Origin of the sequence: Nonomuraea sp. NPDC049309 (assembly GCF_043196965.1) — a bacterium.
In the GTDB taxonomy this organism is placed as follows: Bacteria; Actinomycetota; Actinomycetes; order Streptosporangiales; family Streptosporangiaceae; genus Nonomuraea; species Nonomuraea fastidiosa.
This window is the reverse complement of record NZ_JBICSH010000002.1, coordinates 334,656-350,594: the sequence shown is the minus strand read 5'-3', so window position 1 is coordinate 350,594 and position 15,939 is coordinate 334,656. Positions and strand designations below refer to the sequence as shown.

16 protein-coding genes are annotated in these 15,939 nt (G+C 71.0%); 10 read left to right on the top strand and 6 right to left on the bottom strand.

Going from position 1 to position 15,939, the window contains the following annotated elements:
* The first annotated feature begins 37 nt into the window (after positions 1-37).
* From nuoL to ACGFIM_RS15450, 4 genes are read left to right on the top strand one after another with little or no spacing between them, the layout of a single operon-like run.
* Positions 38-1,885, top strand: a complete 1,848-nt coding sequence (gene nuoL, locus ACGFIM_RS15465; protein ID WP_393202562.1) for an NADH-quinone oxidoreductase subunit L — start codon at positions 38-40, stop codon at positions 1,883-1,885.
* Positions 1,885-3,444, top strand: a complete 1,560-nt coding sequence (locus tag ACGFIM_RS15460) for an NADH-quinone oxidoreductase subunit M (RefSeq protein ID WP_393200447.1) — start codon at positions 1,885-1,887, stop codon at positions 3,442-3,444. Before nuoL ends, ACGFIM_RS15460 begins: the two co-directional genes overlap by 1 nt.
* Entirely contained in the window at positions 3,441-5,033 is a 1,593-nt protein-coding gene (nuoN, locus tag ACGFIM_RS15455) for an NADH-quinone oxidoreductase subunit NuoN (RefSeq protein WP_393200445.1), read from the top strand. Before ACGFIM_RS15460 ends, nuoN begins: the two co-directional genes overlap by 4 nt.
* A gap of 11 nt (positions 5,034-5,044) precedes the next feature.
* Entirely contained in the window at positions 5,045-6,034 is a 990-nt protein-coding gene (locus ACGFIM_RS15450) for a polyprenyl synthetase family protein (RefSeq protein ID WP_393200443.1), read from the top strand.
* Here ACGFIM_RS15450 and rarD read toward each other — a convergent pair.
* Complete coding sequence (gene rarD / locus ACGFIM_RS15445; RefSeq protein ID WP_393200441.1) at positions 6,010-6,936, bottom strand: EamA family transporter RarD; 927 nt, start codon at positions 6,934-6,936, stop codon at positions 6,010-6,012. The two genes, ACGFIM_RS15450 and rarD, sit on opposite strands and share 25 nt — an antisense overlap.
* Before the next feature lie 121 nt (positions 6,937-7,057).
* Between rarD and msrA the strand changes: the two genes are divergently transcribed.
* From msrA to ACGFIM_RS15430, 3 genes are all read left to right on the top strand, one after another.
* Positions 7,058-7,717: a peptide-methionine (S)-S-oxide reductase MsrA gene (gene msrA / locus ACGFIM_RS15440; protein WP_393200439.1), complete on the top strand. Its 660-nt coding sequence runs from the start codon at positions 7,058-7,060 to the stop codon at positions 7,715-7,717.
* A gap of 228 nt (positions 7,718-7,945) precedes the next feature.
* A complete protein-coding gene (locus ACGFIM_RS15435; protein ID WP_393200437.1) occupies positions 7,946-8,422 on the top strand; it encodes a hypothetical protein in 477 nt (158 codons plus the stop codon).
* Positions 8,423-8,441: 19 nt separating this feature from the next.
* Positions 8,442-8,948 carry a tetratricopeptide repeat protein gene (locus ACGFIM_RS15430; RefSeq protein WP_393200435.1) on the top strand — a complete coding sequence of 169 codons (507 nt, stop codon included), beginning with the start codon at positions 8,442-8,444 and terminating at the stop codon, positions 8,946-8,948.
* Positions 8,949-9,027: 79 nt separating this feature from the next.
* Here ACGFIM_RS15430 and ACGFIM_RS15425 read toward each other — a convergent pair whose 3' ends face one another.
* Positions 9,028-9,981, bottom strand: a complete 954-nt coding sequence (locus ACGFIM_RS15425) for an NADP-dependent oxidoreductase (protein WP_393200433.1) — start codon at positions 9,979-9,981, stop codon at positions 9,028-9,030.
* A gap of 91 nt (positions 9,982-10,072) precedes the next feature.
* On the opposite strand from ACGFIM_RS15425, the gene ACGFIM_RS15420 reads away from it, so the two are divergent.
* Complete coding sequence (locus ACGFIM_RS15420) at positions 10,073-10,645, top strand: TetR/AcrR family transcriptional regulator (RefSeq protein ID WP_393200431.1); 573 nt, start codon at positions 10,073-10,075, stop codon at positions 10,643-10,645.
* A 24-nt stretch (positions 10,646-10,669) separates the two neighbouring features.
* Here ACGFIM_RS15420 and ACGFIM_RS15415 read toward each other — a convergent pair whose 3' ends face one another.
* Positions 10,670-11,878, bottom strand: coding sequence for an MFS transporter (locus tag ACGFIM_RS15415; RefSeq protein WP_393200429.1), 1,209 nt, complete (start codon positions 11,876-11,878; stop codon positions 10,670-10,672).
* Positions 11,875-12,810: an NAD(P)/FAD-dependent oxidoreductase gene (locus ACGFIM_RS15410; protein ID WP_393200427.1), complete on the bottom strand. Its 936-nt coding sequence runs from the start codon at positions 12,808-12,810 to the stop codon at positions 11,875-11,877. The genes ACGFIM_RS15415 and ACGFIM_RS15410 overlap by 4 nt, the downstream gene beginning before the upstream one ends.
* Before the next feature lie 91 nt (positions 12,811-12,901).
* Here ACGFIM_RS15410 and ACGFIM_RS15405 point away from each other — a divergent pair, with 91 nt between their 5' ends.
* Positions 12,902-13,480, top strand: coding sequence for a helix-turn-helix domain-containing protein (locus ACGFIM_RS15405; protein WP_393200425.1), 579 nt, complete (start codon positions 12,902-12,904; stop codon positions 13,478-13,480).
* Positions 13,481-13,554: 74 nt separating this feature from the next.
* On the opposite strand, the gene ACGFIM_RS15400 is transcribed toward ACGFIM_RS15405, so the two are convergent.
* Entirely contained in the window at positions 13,555-14,394 is an 840-nt protein-coding gene (locus ACGFIM_RS15400) for a helix-turn-helix transcriptional regulator (RefSeq protein WP_393200422.1), read from the bottom strand.
* A gap of 224 nt (positions 14,395-14,618) precedes the next feature.
* Here ACGFIM_RS15400 and ACGFIM_RS15395 point away from each other — a divergent pair, with 224 nt between their 5' ends.
* On the top strand, positions 14,619-14,819 hold the full coding sequence (locus ACGFIM_RS15395; RefSeq protein ID WP_393200420.1) for a helix-turn-helix domain-containing protein: 201 nt from the start codon (positions 14,619-14,621) through the stop codon (positions 14,817-14,819).
* 212 nt (positions 14,820-15,031) lie between these two features.
* Here the strand turns inward: ACGFIM_RS15395 and ACGFIM_RS15390 are convergent, their stop codons facing one another.
* The gene (locus tag ACGFIM_RS15390) at positions 15,032-15,868 is read right to left on the bottom strand and encodes an oxidoreductase (RefSeq protein ID WP_393200418.1); all 837 of its coding nucleotides are present in this window, start codon (positions 15,866-15,868) and stop codon (positions 15,032-15,034) included.
* Positions 15,869-15,939: the final 71 nt, after the last annotated feature.

Here is a 15,939-nt window from a genome sequence, read left to right as displayed (position 1 = left end):
CCAGCACACCGGTGGAGTGATCGGCAGCGCCTGGCTGATGATCGCGTTCCCGCTCGTGGGCGCGTTCATCCTGCTGGTGTTCAACCGGTTCACCAACCGCTGGGGCCATCTGCTGGGCGTGGCCATGTCCCTCGCCTCGTTCGTCGTGGCGGCGCTGGCGTTCTTCGAGCTGATCGGATTCGGGCCGGAGGAGCGTCGCCGGGCGGTGCACCTGTACGAGTTCATCCCCGGCCTGGTCGACATGGGGCTGCTCATCGACCCCCTGTCCATCAGCTTCGCGCTGCTGATCACCGGTGTGGGCTCGCTGATCCACATCTACTCGATCGGCTACATGGCGCACGACGAGCACCGGCGCAGGTTCTTCTCCTACCTGAACCTGTTCGTCGCCGCGATGCTCCTGCTGGTGCTGGCCGACAACTACGTGGGACTGTTCATCGGCTGGGAGGGCGTCGGTCTGGCGTCGTACCTGCTGATCGGCTTCTGGCAGTTCAAGCCGTCCGCGGCGACCGCGGCGAAGAAGGCGTTCGTCGTCAACCGCGTCGGCGACTTCGGCCTGCTGGTCGGCATGTTCATCATCTGGACGACGTTCGGCACCCTGACCTTCAAGGGTCTGGGCGAGCAGATCGAGCCCGGCCAGAGCAACGGCACGATGCTCGCCATCGGCCTGCTGCTGCTCCTCGGCGCCTGCGGTAAGTCGGCGCAGCTCCCGCTGCAGTCCTGGCTCCTCGACGCCATGGAGGGCCCGACCCCGGTCTCGGCCCTCATCCACGCCGCGACCATGGTCACCGCCGGCGTCTACCTGGTGGTCCGCTCCGGCGCGTTCTTCTTCCCGGAGGGCTCCGGCGCGGCGCTCGCCGTCGCCATCGTCGGCGCGGTCACGCTGCTCGCCGGTGCGATCATCGGTTGTGCGAAGGACGACATCAAGAAGGGTCTGGCCGGCTCGACGATGTCGCAGATCGGCTACATGATGCTCGGCGCGGGCCTCGGCCCGGCGGGCTACGCCTTCGCGATCGGCCACCTGATCACGCACGGCTTCTTCAAGGCCGACATGTTCCTCGGCGCCGGCTCGGTCATGCACGGCATGAACGACGAGGTCGACATGAGGAAGTTCGGCGGCCTGCGCAAGGTCATGCCGATCACCTTCGTGACGTTCTTCATCGGCTACCTGGCGATCATCGGCTTCCCGCTGCTGTCCGGTTACTTCACCAAGGACGGCATCATCGAGGCCGCGGTGCACCACGAGCCGATCCTCGGCTGGCTGGCCGTGCTCGGCGCGGGCATCACCGGCTTCTACATGTCGCGGATGGTCTTCATGACCTTCTTCGGCGAGAAGCGCTGGGACAAGGACGCGCACCCGCACGAGTCGCCGCTCGTGATGACGGTGCCGCTGATGATCCTCTCGCTCGGCGCGCTCTTCCTGGGTGCCTACCTGGTGCTCAGCAACCGCCTCCTGCTGTTCCTGGCCCCGGCCGTCGGCCGTCCGGAGGAACTGCCGGAGTTCGCTCCGTTCGCTCCGTCCGGTCTGGCCACGCTCGCACTGGTGGCCGTCGGTGCGGTGATCGCCTGGATGAAGTACGGCCGGGTCGAGGTGCCGTCGGTGCAGCCGCGCGGCAACTTCCTCACCACGTTCGCCCGGCGCGACCTGTACGGTGACGCGCTCAACGAGTCGCTCTTCATGCGTCCCGGCCAGTGGCTGACCCGCGTCGCGGTGTTCTTCGACAACCGCGGCATCGACGGGATCGTCAACGGCCTGGCGGCGGGCATCGGCGGCAGCTCCGGGCGCCTTCGGCGGATCCAGACCGGTTTCGCCAGAACGTACGCGCTGTCCATCCTGATCGGTGCCGCCCTGCTGACCGGCGCCCTGCTCCTCGTTGGGAACATCTGATGTCACCCTGGCTTCCGATACTCATGGCGGTGCCCGTGGTGGGCGCCATCGTGGTGGCCCTGCTTCCCAAGGGCAGTGACAAGCTGGCCAAGCAGGTCACCCTGCTGTTCTCGCTGGTGACGCTGGTCCTGACCGGCGTCATGGCCGCCGGGTTCGACCCCGACGGCGACCGCTTCCAGTTCACCGCCGCCTACGACTGGATCCCGAGCTTCGGCGTGAAGTTCGGGGTCGGCGTGGACGGCGTCGCGCTCGTGCTCATCGCGCTGTCGGTGGTGCTGGTACCGATCGTGGTGCTGGCCTCCTGGCACGACGCCGACGGCGTCAAGACCGCCGACGGCACGGTGATCGCGCCCAAGCGCTCGGTGAAGACGTACTTCTCCCTGCTGCTGGTGCTGGAGACGATGATGATCGGCGTCTTCGCGGCGACCGACATCTTCCTCTTCTACGTCTTCTTCGAGGCGATGCTGATCCCGATGTACTTCATGATCGGGTCGTACGGCGGCGCCCAGCGGTCCTACGCGGCCGTCAAGTTCCTGCTGTACTCGCTCTTCGGCGGCCTGCTCATGCTGGTCGCGGTGATCGGTCTGTACGCCGTGGGCGGCAAGCAGTCCTTCATGTTCCCCGAGCTGATCGGGGCCATCCAGGACCCGGCCATGCAGAAGTGGCTGTTCGGCGGCTTCTTCATCGCGTTCGCCATCAAGGCGCCGCTGTGGCCGGTGCACACCTGGCTGCCCGACGCGGCCGCGCAGGCTCCGGCCGGCGCCGCCGTGCTGCTCGTGGGCGTGCTGGACAAGGTCGGCACGTTCGGCATGCTCCGCTTCTGCCTGGAGCTGTTCCCCGACGCGGCCAAGGCGTTCACGATGCCGATCGTCGTGCTGGCGGTCATCAGCATCATCTACGGCGCGATCGTCGCCATCGGCCAGACCGACATGAAGCGGCTCATCGCGTACACGTCGATCTCGCACTTCGGGTTCATCGTGCTCGGGGTGTTCGCCATGTCGGACATCGCCCAGTCCGGCGCGGCGCTCTACATGGTCAACCACGGCTTCGCCACCGGCGCGCTGTTCCTGGCCGCAGGGTTCCTGATCGCGCGGCGCGGCTCGCCGTTCATCGGGGACTACGGAGGCGTGCAGAAGGTCGCCCCGCTGCTCGCGGGCTTCTTCCTCATCGCCGGTCTCGCCGGTCTCTCGCTGCCGGGCCTTTCGTCCTTCGTCAGCGAGTTCATGGTCATGATCGGCACGTACTCCAGCCAGGCTCACGGGTCCGGCGCGCTGACCGCGGCCGCGATCATCTCCGCGGTGGCGGTGATCCTGGCGGCCGTCTACATCCTGTGGATGGTCCAGCGGGCCATGAACGGGCCCACGGCCGAGCCGGTCAAGGCGTTCAAGGATCTGAACGCCCGCGAGGTCTGGGTGCTGGCTCCGCTGGTCGCCCTGATCATCGGGTTCGGCTTCTTCCCCAAGCCGCTGCTTGACGTGATCAACCCGTCAGTGCAACAGACGCTGACCAACGTGAAGGTACCCACCTCCACCGTCGCTGAGAAGGGGACAGGCCAGTGAACCCCGCCATCGAAGCGCCGACGATCGAGTACGGCCTGCTGGCGCCGTTGCTGGTCGTCTTCGGCGCGGCCTGCATCGGCGTGCTCGTCGAGGCGTTCGCGCCGCGCTACCTGCGCAAGCCCATCCACGTGCCGCTCACCCTGCTGAGCATCGCCGGCGCGTTCGCGCTGGTGCTCGTGCAGGCGATGCGCGGCGGAGTGCCCACCACGGCCGCCGCCATGGGCGCGCTGGCCGTGGACGGCCCGTCGCTGTTCATCTGGGGCGTCATCCTCGTCCTGTCGTTCGTCTGCGTGCTGCTCATCAACGACGAGGGTCACTTCGTGGCCTCCGCCGCGTCCGTGCCGGGCAGCCCGGAGGAGGAGCAGGCCGAGGCCCACGACAGCGGCACCGGTCACACCGAGGTCTACCCGCTGGTCCTGTTCGCGGTGGGCGGCATGATGCTGTTCCCCGCCGCGCACGACCTGCTGATGATGTTCGTGGCCCTCGAGGTCATGTCGCTGCCGCTCTACCTGCTGTGCGGCCTGGCCCGCAGGCGGCGTCTCCTGTCCCAGGAGGCGTCCATGAAGTACTTCCTGCTGGGCGCGTTCTCCTCGGCGTTCTTCCTGTACGGCACCGCGATGGTCTACGGCTTCGCGGGCACCGTCTCGCTGCCGGGCATCAACCAGGCCCTGGCGGAGGGCAACGCCCTCGACCCGCTGCTGTTCATCGGGTTCGCGCTGCTCGGCGTGGGCCTGCTGTTCAAGATCGGCGCGGCGCCGTTCCAGGCGTGGAAGCCGGACGTCTACCAGGGCGCCCCGACGCCCGTCACCGCCCTCATGGCCTCCGGCACGCTGGTCGCCGCCGTCGGCGCCGTGCTGCGGGTCTTCTGGGTCGGCCTGGGCAACCTCGACTGGGAGTGGCGGCCGGTCATCTGGGTCGTCGCGGCCCTCACGATGGTCGTCGGCTCGATCCTGGCGATCACGCAGACCGAGCTCAAGCGCATGCTGGCGTACTCGTCCATCGCGCACGCCGGCTTCCTGCTGGTCGGCGTGATGGCGACGTTCAGCGACGCGCAGCAGAACGCCGACTCGCTCAAGGCGATCCTGTTCTACCTCGCGGTCTACGGCATCACCACGGTCGGCGCGTTCGCCATCCTGACGCTCGTCCGCGACCCGGGCGGCGAGGCGGGGCACCTGTCCCGCTGGGCCGGTCTCGGCAAGCGGTCGCCGATCCTGGCCGGCGTGTTCGCCTTCTTCCTGCTCGCCTTCGCCGGCATCCCGCTGACGAGCGGCTTCATGGGCAAGTACGCCGTGTTCGCCGCCGCGCTGAACAGCGGCACGAGCCCCGGCGACGCTCTGGGCGGCTGGATGGCCGGCCTGGTCGTCGTGGGTGTGGTCGCCTCCGCGATCGCCGCGTTCTTCTACGTCCGCGTGATCGTGCTGATGTTCTTCAGCGAGCCGGCCGCCGACGGCCCGGCGATCGCGGTGCCCAGTATGGGGACCGTGGCCGTCATCGCCGTTTCGCTGCTGGTTACGGTAGGAGTGGGGCTCTACCCGGAGTCCATCCTCGGTGTTGCCAACGACGCTGCTAGCAGCCTGTTCATCAGATAAGGGGATCTCGTATGTCCGCGCCTCCCGTGGTTGACCTTCCCATCGAGGACGAGCGGTTGGCGCAGGACGTGGCCAACGGACTGGCCGCGGTCGAGAAGCTCCTGCGCTCGTCCGTCGAGAGCGAGGACGCCTTCGTCACGGAGGCGTCCAAGCACCTCATCGAGGCGGGCGGCAAGCGGTTCCGCACGTTGATGGTGCTGCTGGCCGCTCAGTTCGGCGATCCGTCGGCGCCGGGCGTGGTGCCCGGCGCCGTGGTCATCGAGCTGACCCACCTCGGCTCGCTCTACCACGACGACGTCATGGACGAGGCCCCGGTGCGCCGGGGCTCCCCGTCCGCCAACGCCCGGTGGGACAACACCGTGGCGATCCTCACCGGCGACTACCTGTTCGCCCAGGCGTCCGACATCCTGGCCGACCTCGGCCCCGAGCTGATCCGCATCCAGGCCCAGACGTTCTCCAGGCTCGTCCAGGGCCAGATCAGGGAGACGGTCGGCCCGCGGAACGGCGAGGACCCGATCGCCCACTACCTCAGCGTCCTGTCCGACAAGACCGGCTCGCTGATCGCGGCGTCCGGGCGGTTCGGCGCGCTGCTGTCGGGCGCTCCCGCCGACGTCGAAGAGCGGCTGAGCCGCGCCTGCGAGGCCATCGGCGTGGCCTGGCAGCTCGGCGACGACCTGCTCGACGTCGCCTCTTCCGGCGCTCAGTCCGGCAAGACGCCCGGCACGGACCTCAAGGAGGGCATCAAGACCCTCCCCGTCCTGTACGCGCTCGACGCCGGCGACGACCCCCGCCTGACGGAGCTGCTGTCGGGCCCGGTCCCCGAGGAGCACCTCGAGGAGGCCCTGACCCTGCTCCGCGCCCACCCCGCCATGGACAAGGCGCGGGCCGAGCTGGTGGCGTGGGTGGACCGGGCGCGGGCCGACATCGCGGGCCTGCCCGCCATCCCGGCCAAGGACGCGTTCCTGGCGCTCTGCGACTACGTGGTCGAGCGCTCCGGCTGAGCCTGTACGGCGATGCGGCTCCGGGCGGTCTGGCGGGCCGCCCGAATGCTGTCGTACGTGAAGATCGCCAGCGCCAGCCAGACGATCGAGAAGCCGATCCAGCGGCTCGGCGGCATGACCTCCTTGGCGATGAGCACGCCGCAGGCGAACTGCAGGATCGGCGCGATGTACTGCAGCAGGCCGACCGTGCTCAGCGGCACCCTGATGGCCGCCGCGCCGAAGCAGATGAGCGGCACGGCGGTGATGAGACCGGCCGTGACCAGCAGCAGCGCGTGGCCGACGCCCTCGTGGCCGAACGTGGCCGTCCCCGTCGCCTGCAGCCAGGTCAGGTAGCCGAGCGCCGGCACTAGCAGCACCAGGGTCTCCACGGCCAGGCTCTCGGTGGCCTCGACGTTCGCGCGCTTCTTGACCAGGCCGTATATGCCGAAGCTGAACGCCAGCGTCAGCGCCACCCACGGCGGCCGTCCGTAGTCGACGGTCAGCACCAGCACCGCCAGCGCGCCGAACCCGACCGCCGCCCACTGCAGCGGGCGCAGCCGCTCGCGCAGCAGCGCCACCCCGAACAGCACGTTGACCAGCGGGTTGATGAAGTAGCCGAGGGCGCTCTCCACGACGTGGCCGCTGTTGACCGCGTAGATGTAGGTGCCCCAGTTGACGGTCACGAAGATCGCCGCCAGCGCCAGCAGGCCGAGCTTGGCGGGCTGCCTGACCAGCGGTTTCACCCAGGACCAGTGCCGGCGTACGGCCAGCGCCGCGGCGACCACGACGAGGGACCACACCATGCGGTGGGCGAGGATCTCGACGGCGCCGGACGGCTTGAGCAGCGGCCAGTAGAGGGGGAACAGGCCCCACATGGTGTAGGCGGCGACCCCGTAGAGGATGCCGCGCCGTGAGTCAGGCATGTGGCCCAGTTTCGTTCATTACCTCCTTTAAACACAAATCCTGTCCACGTAGTGGAAATGTGTAGACACTCTTAAGTGTTGGGGCGTGTGTAGTCTGGATCGAGAGCTCTCGGAGGTCGCTATGGGCTGGCTGTTCGGCAACAAGACATCGATGGTCCGACCCGAGGACGCCCTCCCGGGCCGCGCGGAGCAGATGCCCGTGCCCGCCCGCCACGCCGTCCTCGACGCGCCGCTGGCCCCGCCGTACCCCGAGGGGCTCGAGGTCGCCGACTTCGGCCTCGGCTGTTTCTGGGGCGCCGAGCGCATCTTCTGGCAGACGCCCGGCGTCTACACCACCGCGGTCGGCTACCAGGGCGGCTACACGCCCAACCCCACGTACGAGGAGGTCTGCACCGGGCGCACCGGCCACGCCGAGGTCGTCCGCGTCGTCTACGACCCGGCGCAGATCACGTACAAGCAGCTGCTGAAGGTCTTCTGGGAGGCGCACGACCCCACCCAGGGCATGCGCCAGGGCAACGACATCGGCACCCAGTACCGCTCGGCCATCTACTTCCACACGCCCGAGCAGCAGGCGGCGGCGGAGGAGTCGAGGGAGTCGTACCAGCGGGTGCTGAAGGACGCCGGCTACGGCGACATCACCACGGAGATCGCCCCCGCCGGCCCGTTCTACTACGCCGAGGAGTACCACCAGCAGTACCTGTTCAAGGTTCCGAACGGCTACTGCGGCATCGGCGGCACGGGCGTCGCCTGCCCGGTCGGCCTCACCACCGGCGAGGCGTGAGCCCTCGAAGGCGCCCCGGGCTCGGGGCGCCTTCGCTCTTGCAGACCGGCCCGGCCGCCAGATGAGCAGGCCGCTCGATCTTGTACGAGACCGGCTCGACGAGCCCCAGGTGAAACGTGACCTGCCCGCCGTCGGCATGCTGGAGGCGGGCCGGACTTCGCGGAACGAGCCGGAGAGATCCTGCGGAGGGCGGTGGGCGTCCGGGTGGCGCTGTGATCTCGTGAGGTCATGGTTCGCATCGCTGTGACCGGTCATCGGGGCTTGCCCGAACAGACCACCGCGCTCGTCGACAAGGCCGTCCGCGCGGCGCTCGCGGAGTATCCGAGCGGCGTGATCGGGTTGTCGTGCCTGGCGGATGGGGCCGATCAGATCTTCGCTCGCGCGGTGCTCGATCTCGGCGGGGTGCTGGAGGCCGTGGTCCCGGCCAGGGAGTATCGGGACGGGCTGCCGGGCGAGTGGCACGCGGCGTACGACGAGCTGCTGGGGCGGGCGGCGCGGGTGCATCGGCTGGACTTCACCGAATCCACCTCGGAGTCGCACATGGCGGGCAGCGAGCGGATGCTGGACGGCGCCGATGTCCTGTTCGCTGTTTGGGACGGCCTGCCCGCTCGGGGGTACGGCGGCACCGCTGACGTGGTGGCCGAGGCGCGGCGGCGGGCGGTGCCTGTACGGGTGGTCTGGCCGGTGGGGGCGCGGCGGGACTAGTGGCGCCTAGGGTTCTGGTGTGCTGCTTCAGGAGATCAACGAGCTCATCGCGTACGACGAGAGCTTGCGCATGGTGCCCGGTGACCGGGAGAGGCTCCGCGCGCTCATCGAGCCTGTCCGCGCCCGAAACCCCGCCGACTATGCCACTTTGCGGGCGCTCGGGGTCGGGCTGCTCGTGCTCGGCGAGTACGGTGACGCGGTCGATCATCTCGACCGTGCGCTCGGCCTGGCGGACACGGCCCGCAGGCGGATCGCGGTGACGCTGAATCTCGCCGACGTCCACCGGTATTCGGGTGGTGTGGCCGCCGCGGAGGCGCTGTGCCGGGAGACGGTGGCGCTTGCGCGGGAGGAGGCGCCGGAGCTGCTGTCGTTCGCGCTTCAGCATCTGGGCAAGGCGCTCATCGACCTGGGGCGGCGGGAGGAGGCGCGGGAGGTGCTGGAGGAGGCTCTGGCTCTGCGCGTGGCCGACGGCGATCCTGAGCTGATCGCCGGCAGCCGGGCGGCCCTCAGGCTCCTCGATCGCTGATCGCCGGGAGGTCCGGCTGCGTGGCTCGTGGCCGCGCGGGGCCGGTCCTGGCCTCGTCGAGAAGGGGCGGCGGTGGGTGTCAGAGGTCGATGACGATCTTGCCGTGTACGTGCCGTCCCGCCTGGAGTTCGGCGGCGCGCCGGATCTCCTCGATGGGGAACGTCGCCGCGATCGGCACCTGAAGGCGGCCCGCTGCGACAAGGTGGGCGATCCCGAGGAGGTCGTCGGCGGTGGCGGTGGCGCCGTTGGCCGCGGGGATGCCGGCCACCTGGGCGGCGATGGTGCAGATGCGGGTGTCGGGGACGCCGAGTTTCCGCGCGGCCTCCACGGTTTCGGTGCCGTGCAGGTCGAGGGCGGCGGTGATGCCGTCGGGGGCGAGGGCGCGTACGCGATCGGCCAGGCCGTCGCCGTACGCGACCGGCTCGGCTCCGAGATCGCGCAGGAAGCCGGCCGACGCGGCGGAGCCGGTGCCGATCACGCGCGCCCCCGCGATCCTGGCGAGCTGGACGGCGAACACCCCGACCCCGCCGCCCGCACCGCCGATCAGGATGGTGTCGCCGGGGCCCGGGTCGATCACGGCGAGCGCGGCACAGGCCGTACGTCCGGCGATGGTGAGCGTGGCGGCGGTGCGGTCGTCGACGCCGTCGGGCGTGTGGTGGGCCTCTTCGGCGGCCGTGCCCCGGGACAGGTCGATCACCACGTGGTCGGCGACCGCGCGGGACAGTGCGCCGCCGAACACCCGGTCGCCGGGCGCGAAGCCGGTCACCCCGTCGCCGGTCTGGTCGATCACGCCCGCGTAGTCGGTGCCGAATCCTGCGGGCAGGGTCAGGCCGAAGCGGGCGGCGGTGGCGGCGTCGGCGGTCATGATCCAGTCCATGGGGTTGAGGCCGGCGGCGGCGACGCGTACGCGGATCTGTCCCGGTCCCGCCTGTGGTGCGGGGACGTCGCGGACGTCGAGGACCTCGGGGCCGCCCCATGCGTCGAGCCGGACCGCCCGGCTCGTGCCGGCCTGCGGTTGAACGCTCTGTGCCACGCCTGTCTCCTCGGATCAGGGGAGCGTCCAAGAAAGTGGACTATGCTCCGTTTCCGTGCGTGACCCTAACACAACCGGAGCGCGATCCGCTTTGTCGGAGCGTGCTCCGCGCGCCGACGCGGCCCGCAACCGGGACCAGCTGCTCGCGGTGGCGACCCGGATGTTCATGGCGGCCGAGACCGAGCCGTCGATGCGTGCGATCGCCCGCGAGGCGGGAGTCGGCATCGCCACGCTCTACCGGCACTTCCCGACCCGCGAGTCGCTGGTGGACGCCGTCTACCGGGACCAGGTCGGACGCCTCACGGCCGGCGCCCGCGAGCTGCTCGCCGAGCTGCCGCCCGCCGCGGCGATGCGGCGCTGGATGGACCTGTTCGGTGACTGGATCGCCGCCAAGAACGGCATGCTCGACACGCTGCACGCGATGATCGAATCCGGGGAGATCGCCCACGCGCAGACCAGGACCGAGCTGCTGGCCGCCATCACCGCGATCCTTGAGGCGGGCCGCGCGGCGGGCGAGCTCCGCCCCGACGTCGAGGCCGACGACGTCGCCGCCGCGCTCATCGGCATCTTCACCGTGGCGCCCAGGGGCGTACCGGGATCCAAGGCCGCTCGCCTGCTCGACCTGCTGATGGACGGCCTGCGCCCCACCGGCCGGCCGGTCTGAGCCGGGACCGGCGCGGCCCTCGGCTCAGGACGGCCGGTCGGTGTTCCTCGCGGCGGCCCGGTCCAGCAGGATCAACGGCACGCCGGCCGCGGCGAGCGCGGCGCCGATCAGGCAGACCGAGGTGAGCGCGCCCCCACCGGCCAGCGGGACCGCCGCCAGCACGGGAGTGAGGCTGATGCCCAGCTGGAAGGCCGACACGGTGGTCGCCCCGGCGAGCGTCGGCGCGCCGGCGGCGATGGCGAAGACGCGTCCGTACACGGCGGGGTTCAGCACGAACCCGGCCACGCCGAGCAGGAAGACCGCGGGCACCGCCGCCCAGGCGTGCCGGATCGCGGCGGCCATCACGACCGACAGGACCGCGATCGCCGCCGCCCCGGTGAGAAGCGCGAGGTGGGGACGCCGGTCGGAGATCCGGCCGCCGATGGACAGCCCGGCGAAGGCGCCCACCCCGAATAGCGCGAGGACCGCGGGGATCCAGACACCGGGGACGCGGGTGATGCCGGCCAGCATCGCCGCCAGGTAGTTATAGGTGATCATGTACGCCGCGGTGGTCAGGATCGTGATCGCGTACACGACCCAGAGCATCGGCCTGCGCATGGTGGCGAGCTCCCGCGCGACGCTGGGCCCGGCGGGCCGGCCGGCGTCCTGGCCGGCGGCGGGGATCCCGGCGAGGCACCCGGCGATCCCGGCCGCCGTGAGGACCACGATCGCCCAGAAGCCGGTGCGCCACTCGATGAGGTGGCCGAGCAGCGTGCCCGCCGGGCCGCCGGCGACCATCGCCACGCTCAGCCCGCTCACCACGACTCCGGATGCGCGGGCGGTGCGGTCCGGCGTCACCAGGCCGATCGCGGTCACGGATGCGACGGCGAAGAAGCCCGCGTACGCGATGCCCGAGACCACCCGCGACACCAGCAGCACCTCGTAGCCGCCCAGCAGCCCGATCGCCACCGAGGCCGCGAAGAGGCCCTGCGCCGCGACGAGCGCGGTGCGGCGCGGCCAGCGGAGGCTGAGCACGGCCAGCGGCGGCCCGCCGAACACGACTCCCAGCGCGAACGCGGTGATCAGGTAGCCGGCCGACGCGAGCGGGACGTCCAGGTCCGCGGCGATGCCCGGCAGCACGCCGGCCAGGAGGAACTCCGCGCTCCCCATCGCGAACAGGCAGTAGCCCAGCAGGTAGACGCCGATGGGCAGCCTGCCGGAGCGAGCGCTCCGCGGCGTCTCGGTGACGGTCATCGGAGCGCGCCTTCGACGGCGGCGGTCAGCTCCCGGTCGAGCAGCCAGGCGGACACGGCGATGGCGGCGGTGCAGCCCGCGCCCGCCGCGGCGACGACCTGGGCCCGGGGATCGACGACGTTCCCCGCCGCCCACAGCCCGGGAACGCTCGTGGCGCCCCGGGCATCGACGGCGATGAGGCCGGTCGCCGGGTCCCTGGCCGCGCCGAGCATGGCCGGCACCGCGTCATGGGGCTTCGGGCGGGGCGCCACGAAGACGGCGTCACACGGGATCGTCTCGCCGTTTCCCAGCACGACGGCGACCGGGCTCCCGGTGCCCTCCGTGACCGCCGTGACCCGTTCGTCGATCACGCGCACCCCGTACGCGGCGAGACGGCGCAGCCGGTCCTCACCGGCCTCGGCGCCGTTGACGCAGAACGTCACCGAGTCGCTGTGGCGGCGCAGCAGCGCCGCCTGGTGCGCGGACGCCGCCGCCAGCGCGCCGCCGATCACGGCGATGGCGCGCCCGCGCACCTCGTGGCCATGGCAGTGGGGACAGTGATGCACCCGGGAGGCCCAGCGTTCCCGCAGTCCCGGGATGCCGGGCAGCTCATCGGTCAGCCCGGTCGCGACCAGCACCGAGCGGGAGCGTAGCGCGCGGCCGTCGTCGAGCCGCAGCTCGAACCCGCCGCCGTCGTGCCGCGCGGCGGTGACCGTCCCGCTCACGAGCGTGCCCCCGTACGCCGTGAACTCGTCCCTCCCGGTGGCGACGAACGCGCTCGGCGCCATGCCGTCCCTGGTCAGGTAGCCGTGCATGTGAGCGGCGGGGTCGTTCCTCGGCGCGCCGCCGTCCACGACCAGGGTCGCGAACCGCGCTCTGGCGAGCACCACGCCCGCCGACAGGCCGGCGGCTCCGCCGCCGACGATGATCGCGTCCCACATCGTTGTGTCCACTCGGATCACCTCCGCAGGCAGGATGCGGACGCGTCTTCGAGAACGGCAAAAATCCTTGCCGTTTCCGGGACGGATTGGTTGACTGCGGTCCGTGGAGCAGCAGCCGAGCGTCAGCGCCGCCATCGAGCAGATAGCTCCCCGGCTGCGCCGCGCCCGCGAGAAGAAGGGCGTCAGCCTGGCCGAGCTCGCCCGCGCCACCGGCATCTCGACCAGCACGCTCTCCCGGCTGGAGTCGGCCCAGCGCAAGCCGAGCCTCGAACTGCTGCTGCCGATCACCGCGGCGCTGGGCATCCCCCTGGACGAGATCGTCGCCGCACCCCGGATCGTCGACCCGCGCGTGCCGCAGCAGCCCACCACGAGGGGCGGCCGGGTGCTGATCCCGCTCTCCCGTCAGCAGGGCGAGCCGCGCGCGTACAAGATGACCATTCCGGCGCACGACGAGGAACCCCACCTGCGGACCCACACGGGGTACGAGTGGCTCTACGTGCTCCGCGGACGCCTTCGCGTGCGGCTGGGCGATCACGACTTCGTCATGGGCCCCGGCGAGGCGGCCGAGTTCGACTGCCAGATCCCTCACTGGTTCGGCGCCGCGGGACACGGCGGCGTGGAGGTGCTCAGCCTGTTCGGCAGGCAGGGCGAGCGCATCCACCTGCGCACCTCGCGGCGCTGACATCGAGGCGCTTTCCGGCGCGGCGGAGCCGGACGGCCCCGCTTCCGGACGATCAGCGGGAGCTGAGCGGCGGGTTACGGGCGCTGGGCGGTGAGGTCCTGGGTGCCGATGACGGCGAGGAGGGCGAGGCGTTCGGCGTCCTCGCTGCCCGGCTCGGCCGTGTAGACCATGATGCGCAGATCCTCGCCGGCGACGACGAGCACGTCGCAGTCCAGCGTGATGGCGCCGACCTGGGGGTGGTCGATGGTCTTGCGGGCGGACTCATGGCGGCCGACGGCGCCGGACTCCCAGAGCGCACCGAACTCGGGGCTGTTGTCGCGCAGACGGGCGATGAGCTGGTGCAGCCGCTTGTCGTCGGGGTAGCGGGCGGCGGTCCTGCGCAGGTCGGCGACCTGGGCGGCACGCAGGGCGCCCAGCGACTCGGGGGTGTGGCGGACGCGGGTGCCGGCGCCGACGAAGTTGCGCCACACGGCGTTGAGGTCGTCGCCCCGCCAGTCGCCCATCAGCGCGGTGTAGAGGGGGTTGGCGAGCAGCTGGGTCCAGGCGGCGTCGAAGACCGCGACCGGGGTGCCGGTGAGCCGGTCCAGCATGCGGTGGACGCTCGGCGGGATGTACGCGGGCACGATCCGCGCCCCCGGTACGGCGAGGCCGGCGAGCTGGAAGAGGTGGGCGCGGCTGTCGCTGCCGAGCCGCAGCGCCCTGGCCAGCGCCTCGACGACCTGCGCTGACGGCTTGGTGGCACGGCCCTGTTCGAGGCGGGTGAGATAGTCGACGGAGATGCCCGCCAGCTGGGACAGCTCCTCGCGCCGCAGCCCGGCTGCGCGCCTGCGGCCGCCCGCGCGCAGCCCGGCCGCCTCGGGTGAGACCTGGTCGCGCCAGTGCCGCAGGGCGGCGCCGAGTTCTGTCGTTGCCATATCAGACAGTGTGCATCAACCGGCGTGGACCGGTCCTGGCCCTGTTAGTCCTATGACAACCAGGTCGGACGTCGCTGTATGGGCAGGCTGCTGGAAACGGGTGAAGGTGATATCGGCGTCGTCCGGGTGCTGAAACCCCCCGCCGCTGAAGCCGTGTGCGATTGTCGCACTGTGAGGGAGCCTGAAGAGTGGGCGGACGTAGGCGAGCGCGTACGCGAGTGCGCATGGCGGCCGACATGTCGCAGGAAGAGCCGGCCTCGGCGCTCAAGCTTGACCGGACGATGATCCCGAAGATCGAGCGAGGCGTCCGCCGTGTCGATGCGCTCGAGCTCGCCGAGCTGTCGAAGGTGCTCAAGGTACCGCTCGGCTCCTTCCTCGATCCGCTCCCCAGGGTCGTCTCGCGCCGGGCGGAGCCGGCACGGTGACCCGGGCCGCCGCCGCGCGACCGCGGCGCACGAGCTGGGGCACCTCATCATCGGTTGACGAGTACGCGTGAGCGGTCCGGGACGGCAAGCTCGACGAGGTCGCCGCGGGGAACATCGTGGACGGCCTGCGCGAGACGGGCATGCGCCTGCCGTGTACCGGGTCGATGTTCGGATCCTCCGTACGCCGCAACGGCGTCGGCTGAGCCCTGTGGTCATTCGCCGGGTGGGAAGGCGGTGGCGAGGGTGAGGTGGGACCAGCGGGTGGCTTCTTCGGCGCGTTCGCGGGAGGACTTCTCGGCGAGTTCGAGGGCGTCCTTGCCGAGGAGGAGGCGCAGGGGCGGCTCGTCGAGGCCGACGATGTCGCAGAGGATGCGGGCGGCGCGGGCGGGATCGCCGGGGGCGGAGCGGTCGAAGCCGGCGCGGCGGTATCCCATGGCGCCGACGGTCTGCTCGTAGTCGGGGCCGGGGGTGACGGTGCGCATGGAGGAGCCGGCCCAGTCCGTACGGAACGCTCCGGGCTCGACGATGGTCACCTTGACGCCGAACGGCTTGACCTCGTTGTGCAGCACTTCGGAGAAGCCTTCGACGGCGAACTTGGCCGACTGGTACGCCGCCAGCCCCGGCGAGCCGCCCACCCGGCCCCCGATCGAGGAGAACTGGATGAAGTGGCCGGACCGCTGGGCGCGCAGGACGGGGAGCGCGGCCTTGATGACGTTGACGACGCCGTAGAAGTTGGTCTCGACCTGGGCGCGGAAGTCGTCGTCTGAGGTCTCTTCGATGGCCGAGGAGTCGGCGTAGCCGGCGTTGTTGGCGACGACGTCGAGCCGGCCGAACGCGGTGACGGCCTCGCGGACGGCGGCGCGGGCGGCCTCGGCGTCGGTGACGTCGAGGGGGAAGGCGCGGACGCGGTCGCCGTACCGCTGGAGGAGGTCGTCGAGGCGGCGCGGGTCGCGGGCGGTGGCGAGCACGCGGTCGCCGCGGTCGAGCGCGGCCTGGGCGAGCGCCCGCCCGAACCCGCGTGAGCTGCCGGTGATGAGCCAAGTCGTCATGGCGGTGGTCCTTTGTGGTCGTGAGCCCGCGTCGCGTGGCGGCAGGGCGGTGATCGCCTCACCTGCAAGGC

Bases quoted from the DNA above. Each gene is read 5' to 3' on its own strand.
- nuoL (WP_393202562.1), top strand. From the start codon at position 38: ATGATCGCGTTCCCGCTCGTGGGCGCGTTCATCCTGCTGGTGTTCAAC.
- ACGFIM_RS15460 (WP_393200447.1), top strand. From the start codon at position 1,885: ATGTCACCCTGGCTTCCGATACTCATGGCGGTGCCCGTGGTGGGCGCC.
- ACGFIM_RS15450 (WP_393200443.1), top strand. From the start codon at position 5,045: ATGTCCGCGCCTCCCGTGGTTGACCTTCCCATCGAGGACGAGCGGTTG.
- rarD (WP_393200441.1), bottom strand. From the start codon at position 6,936: ATGCCTGACTCACGGCGCGGCATCCTCTACGGGGTCGCCGCCTACACC.
- msrA (WP_393200439.1), top strand. From the start codon at position 7,058: ATGGGCTGGCTGTTCGGCAACAAGACATCGATGGTCCGACCCGAGGAC.
- ACGFIM_RS15435 (WP_393200437.1), top strand. From the start codon at position 7,946: ATGGTTCGCATCGCTGTGACCGGTCATCGGGGCTTGCCCGAACAGACC.
- ACGFIM_RS15415 (WP_393200429.1), bottom strand. From the start codon at position 11,878: ATGACCGTCACCGAGACGCCGCGGAGCGCTCGCTCCGGCAGGCTGCCC.
- ACGFIM_RS15400 (WP_393200422.1), bottom strand. From the start codon at position 14,394: ATGGCAACGACAGAACTCGGCGCCGCCCTGCGGCACTGGCGCGACCAG.
- ACGFIM_RS15395 (WP_393200420.1), top strand. From the start codon at position 14,619: ATGGCGGCCGACATGTCGCAGGAAGAGCCGGCCTCGGCGCTCAAGCTT.
- ACGFIM_RS15390 (WP_393200418.1), bottom strand. From the start codon at position 15,868: ATGACGACTTGGCTCATCACCGGCAGCTCACGCGGGTTCGGGCGGGCG.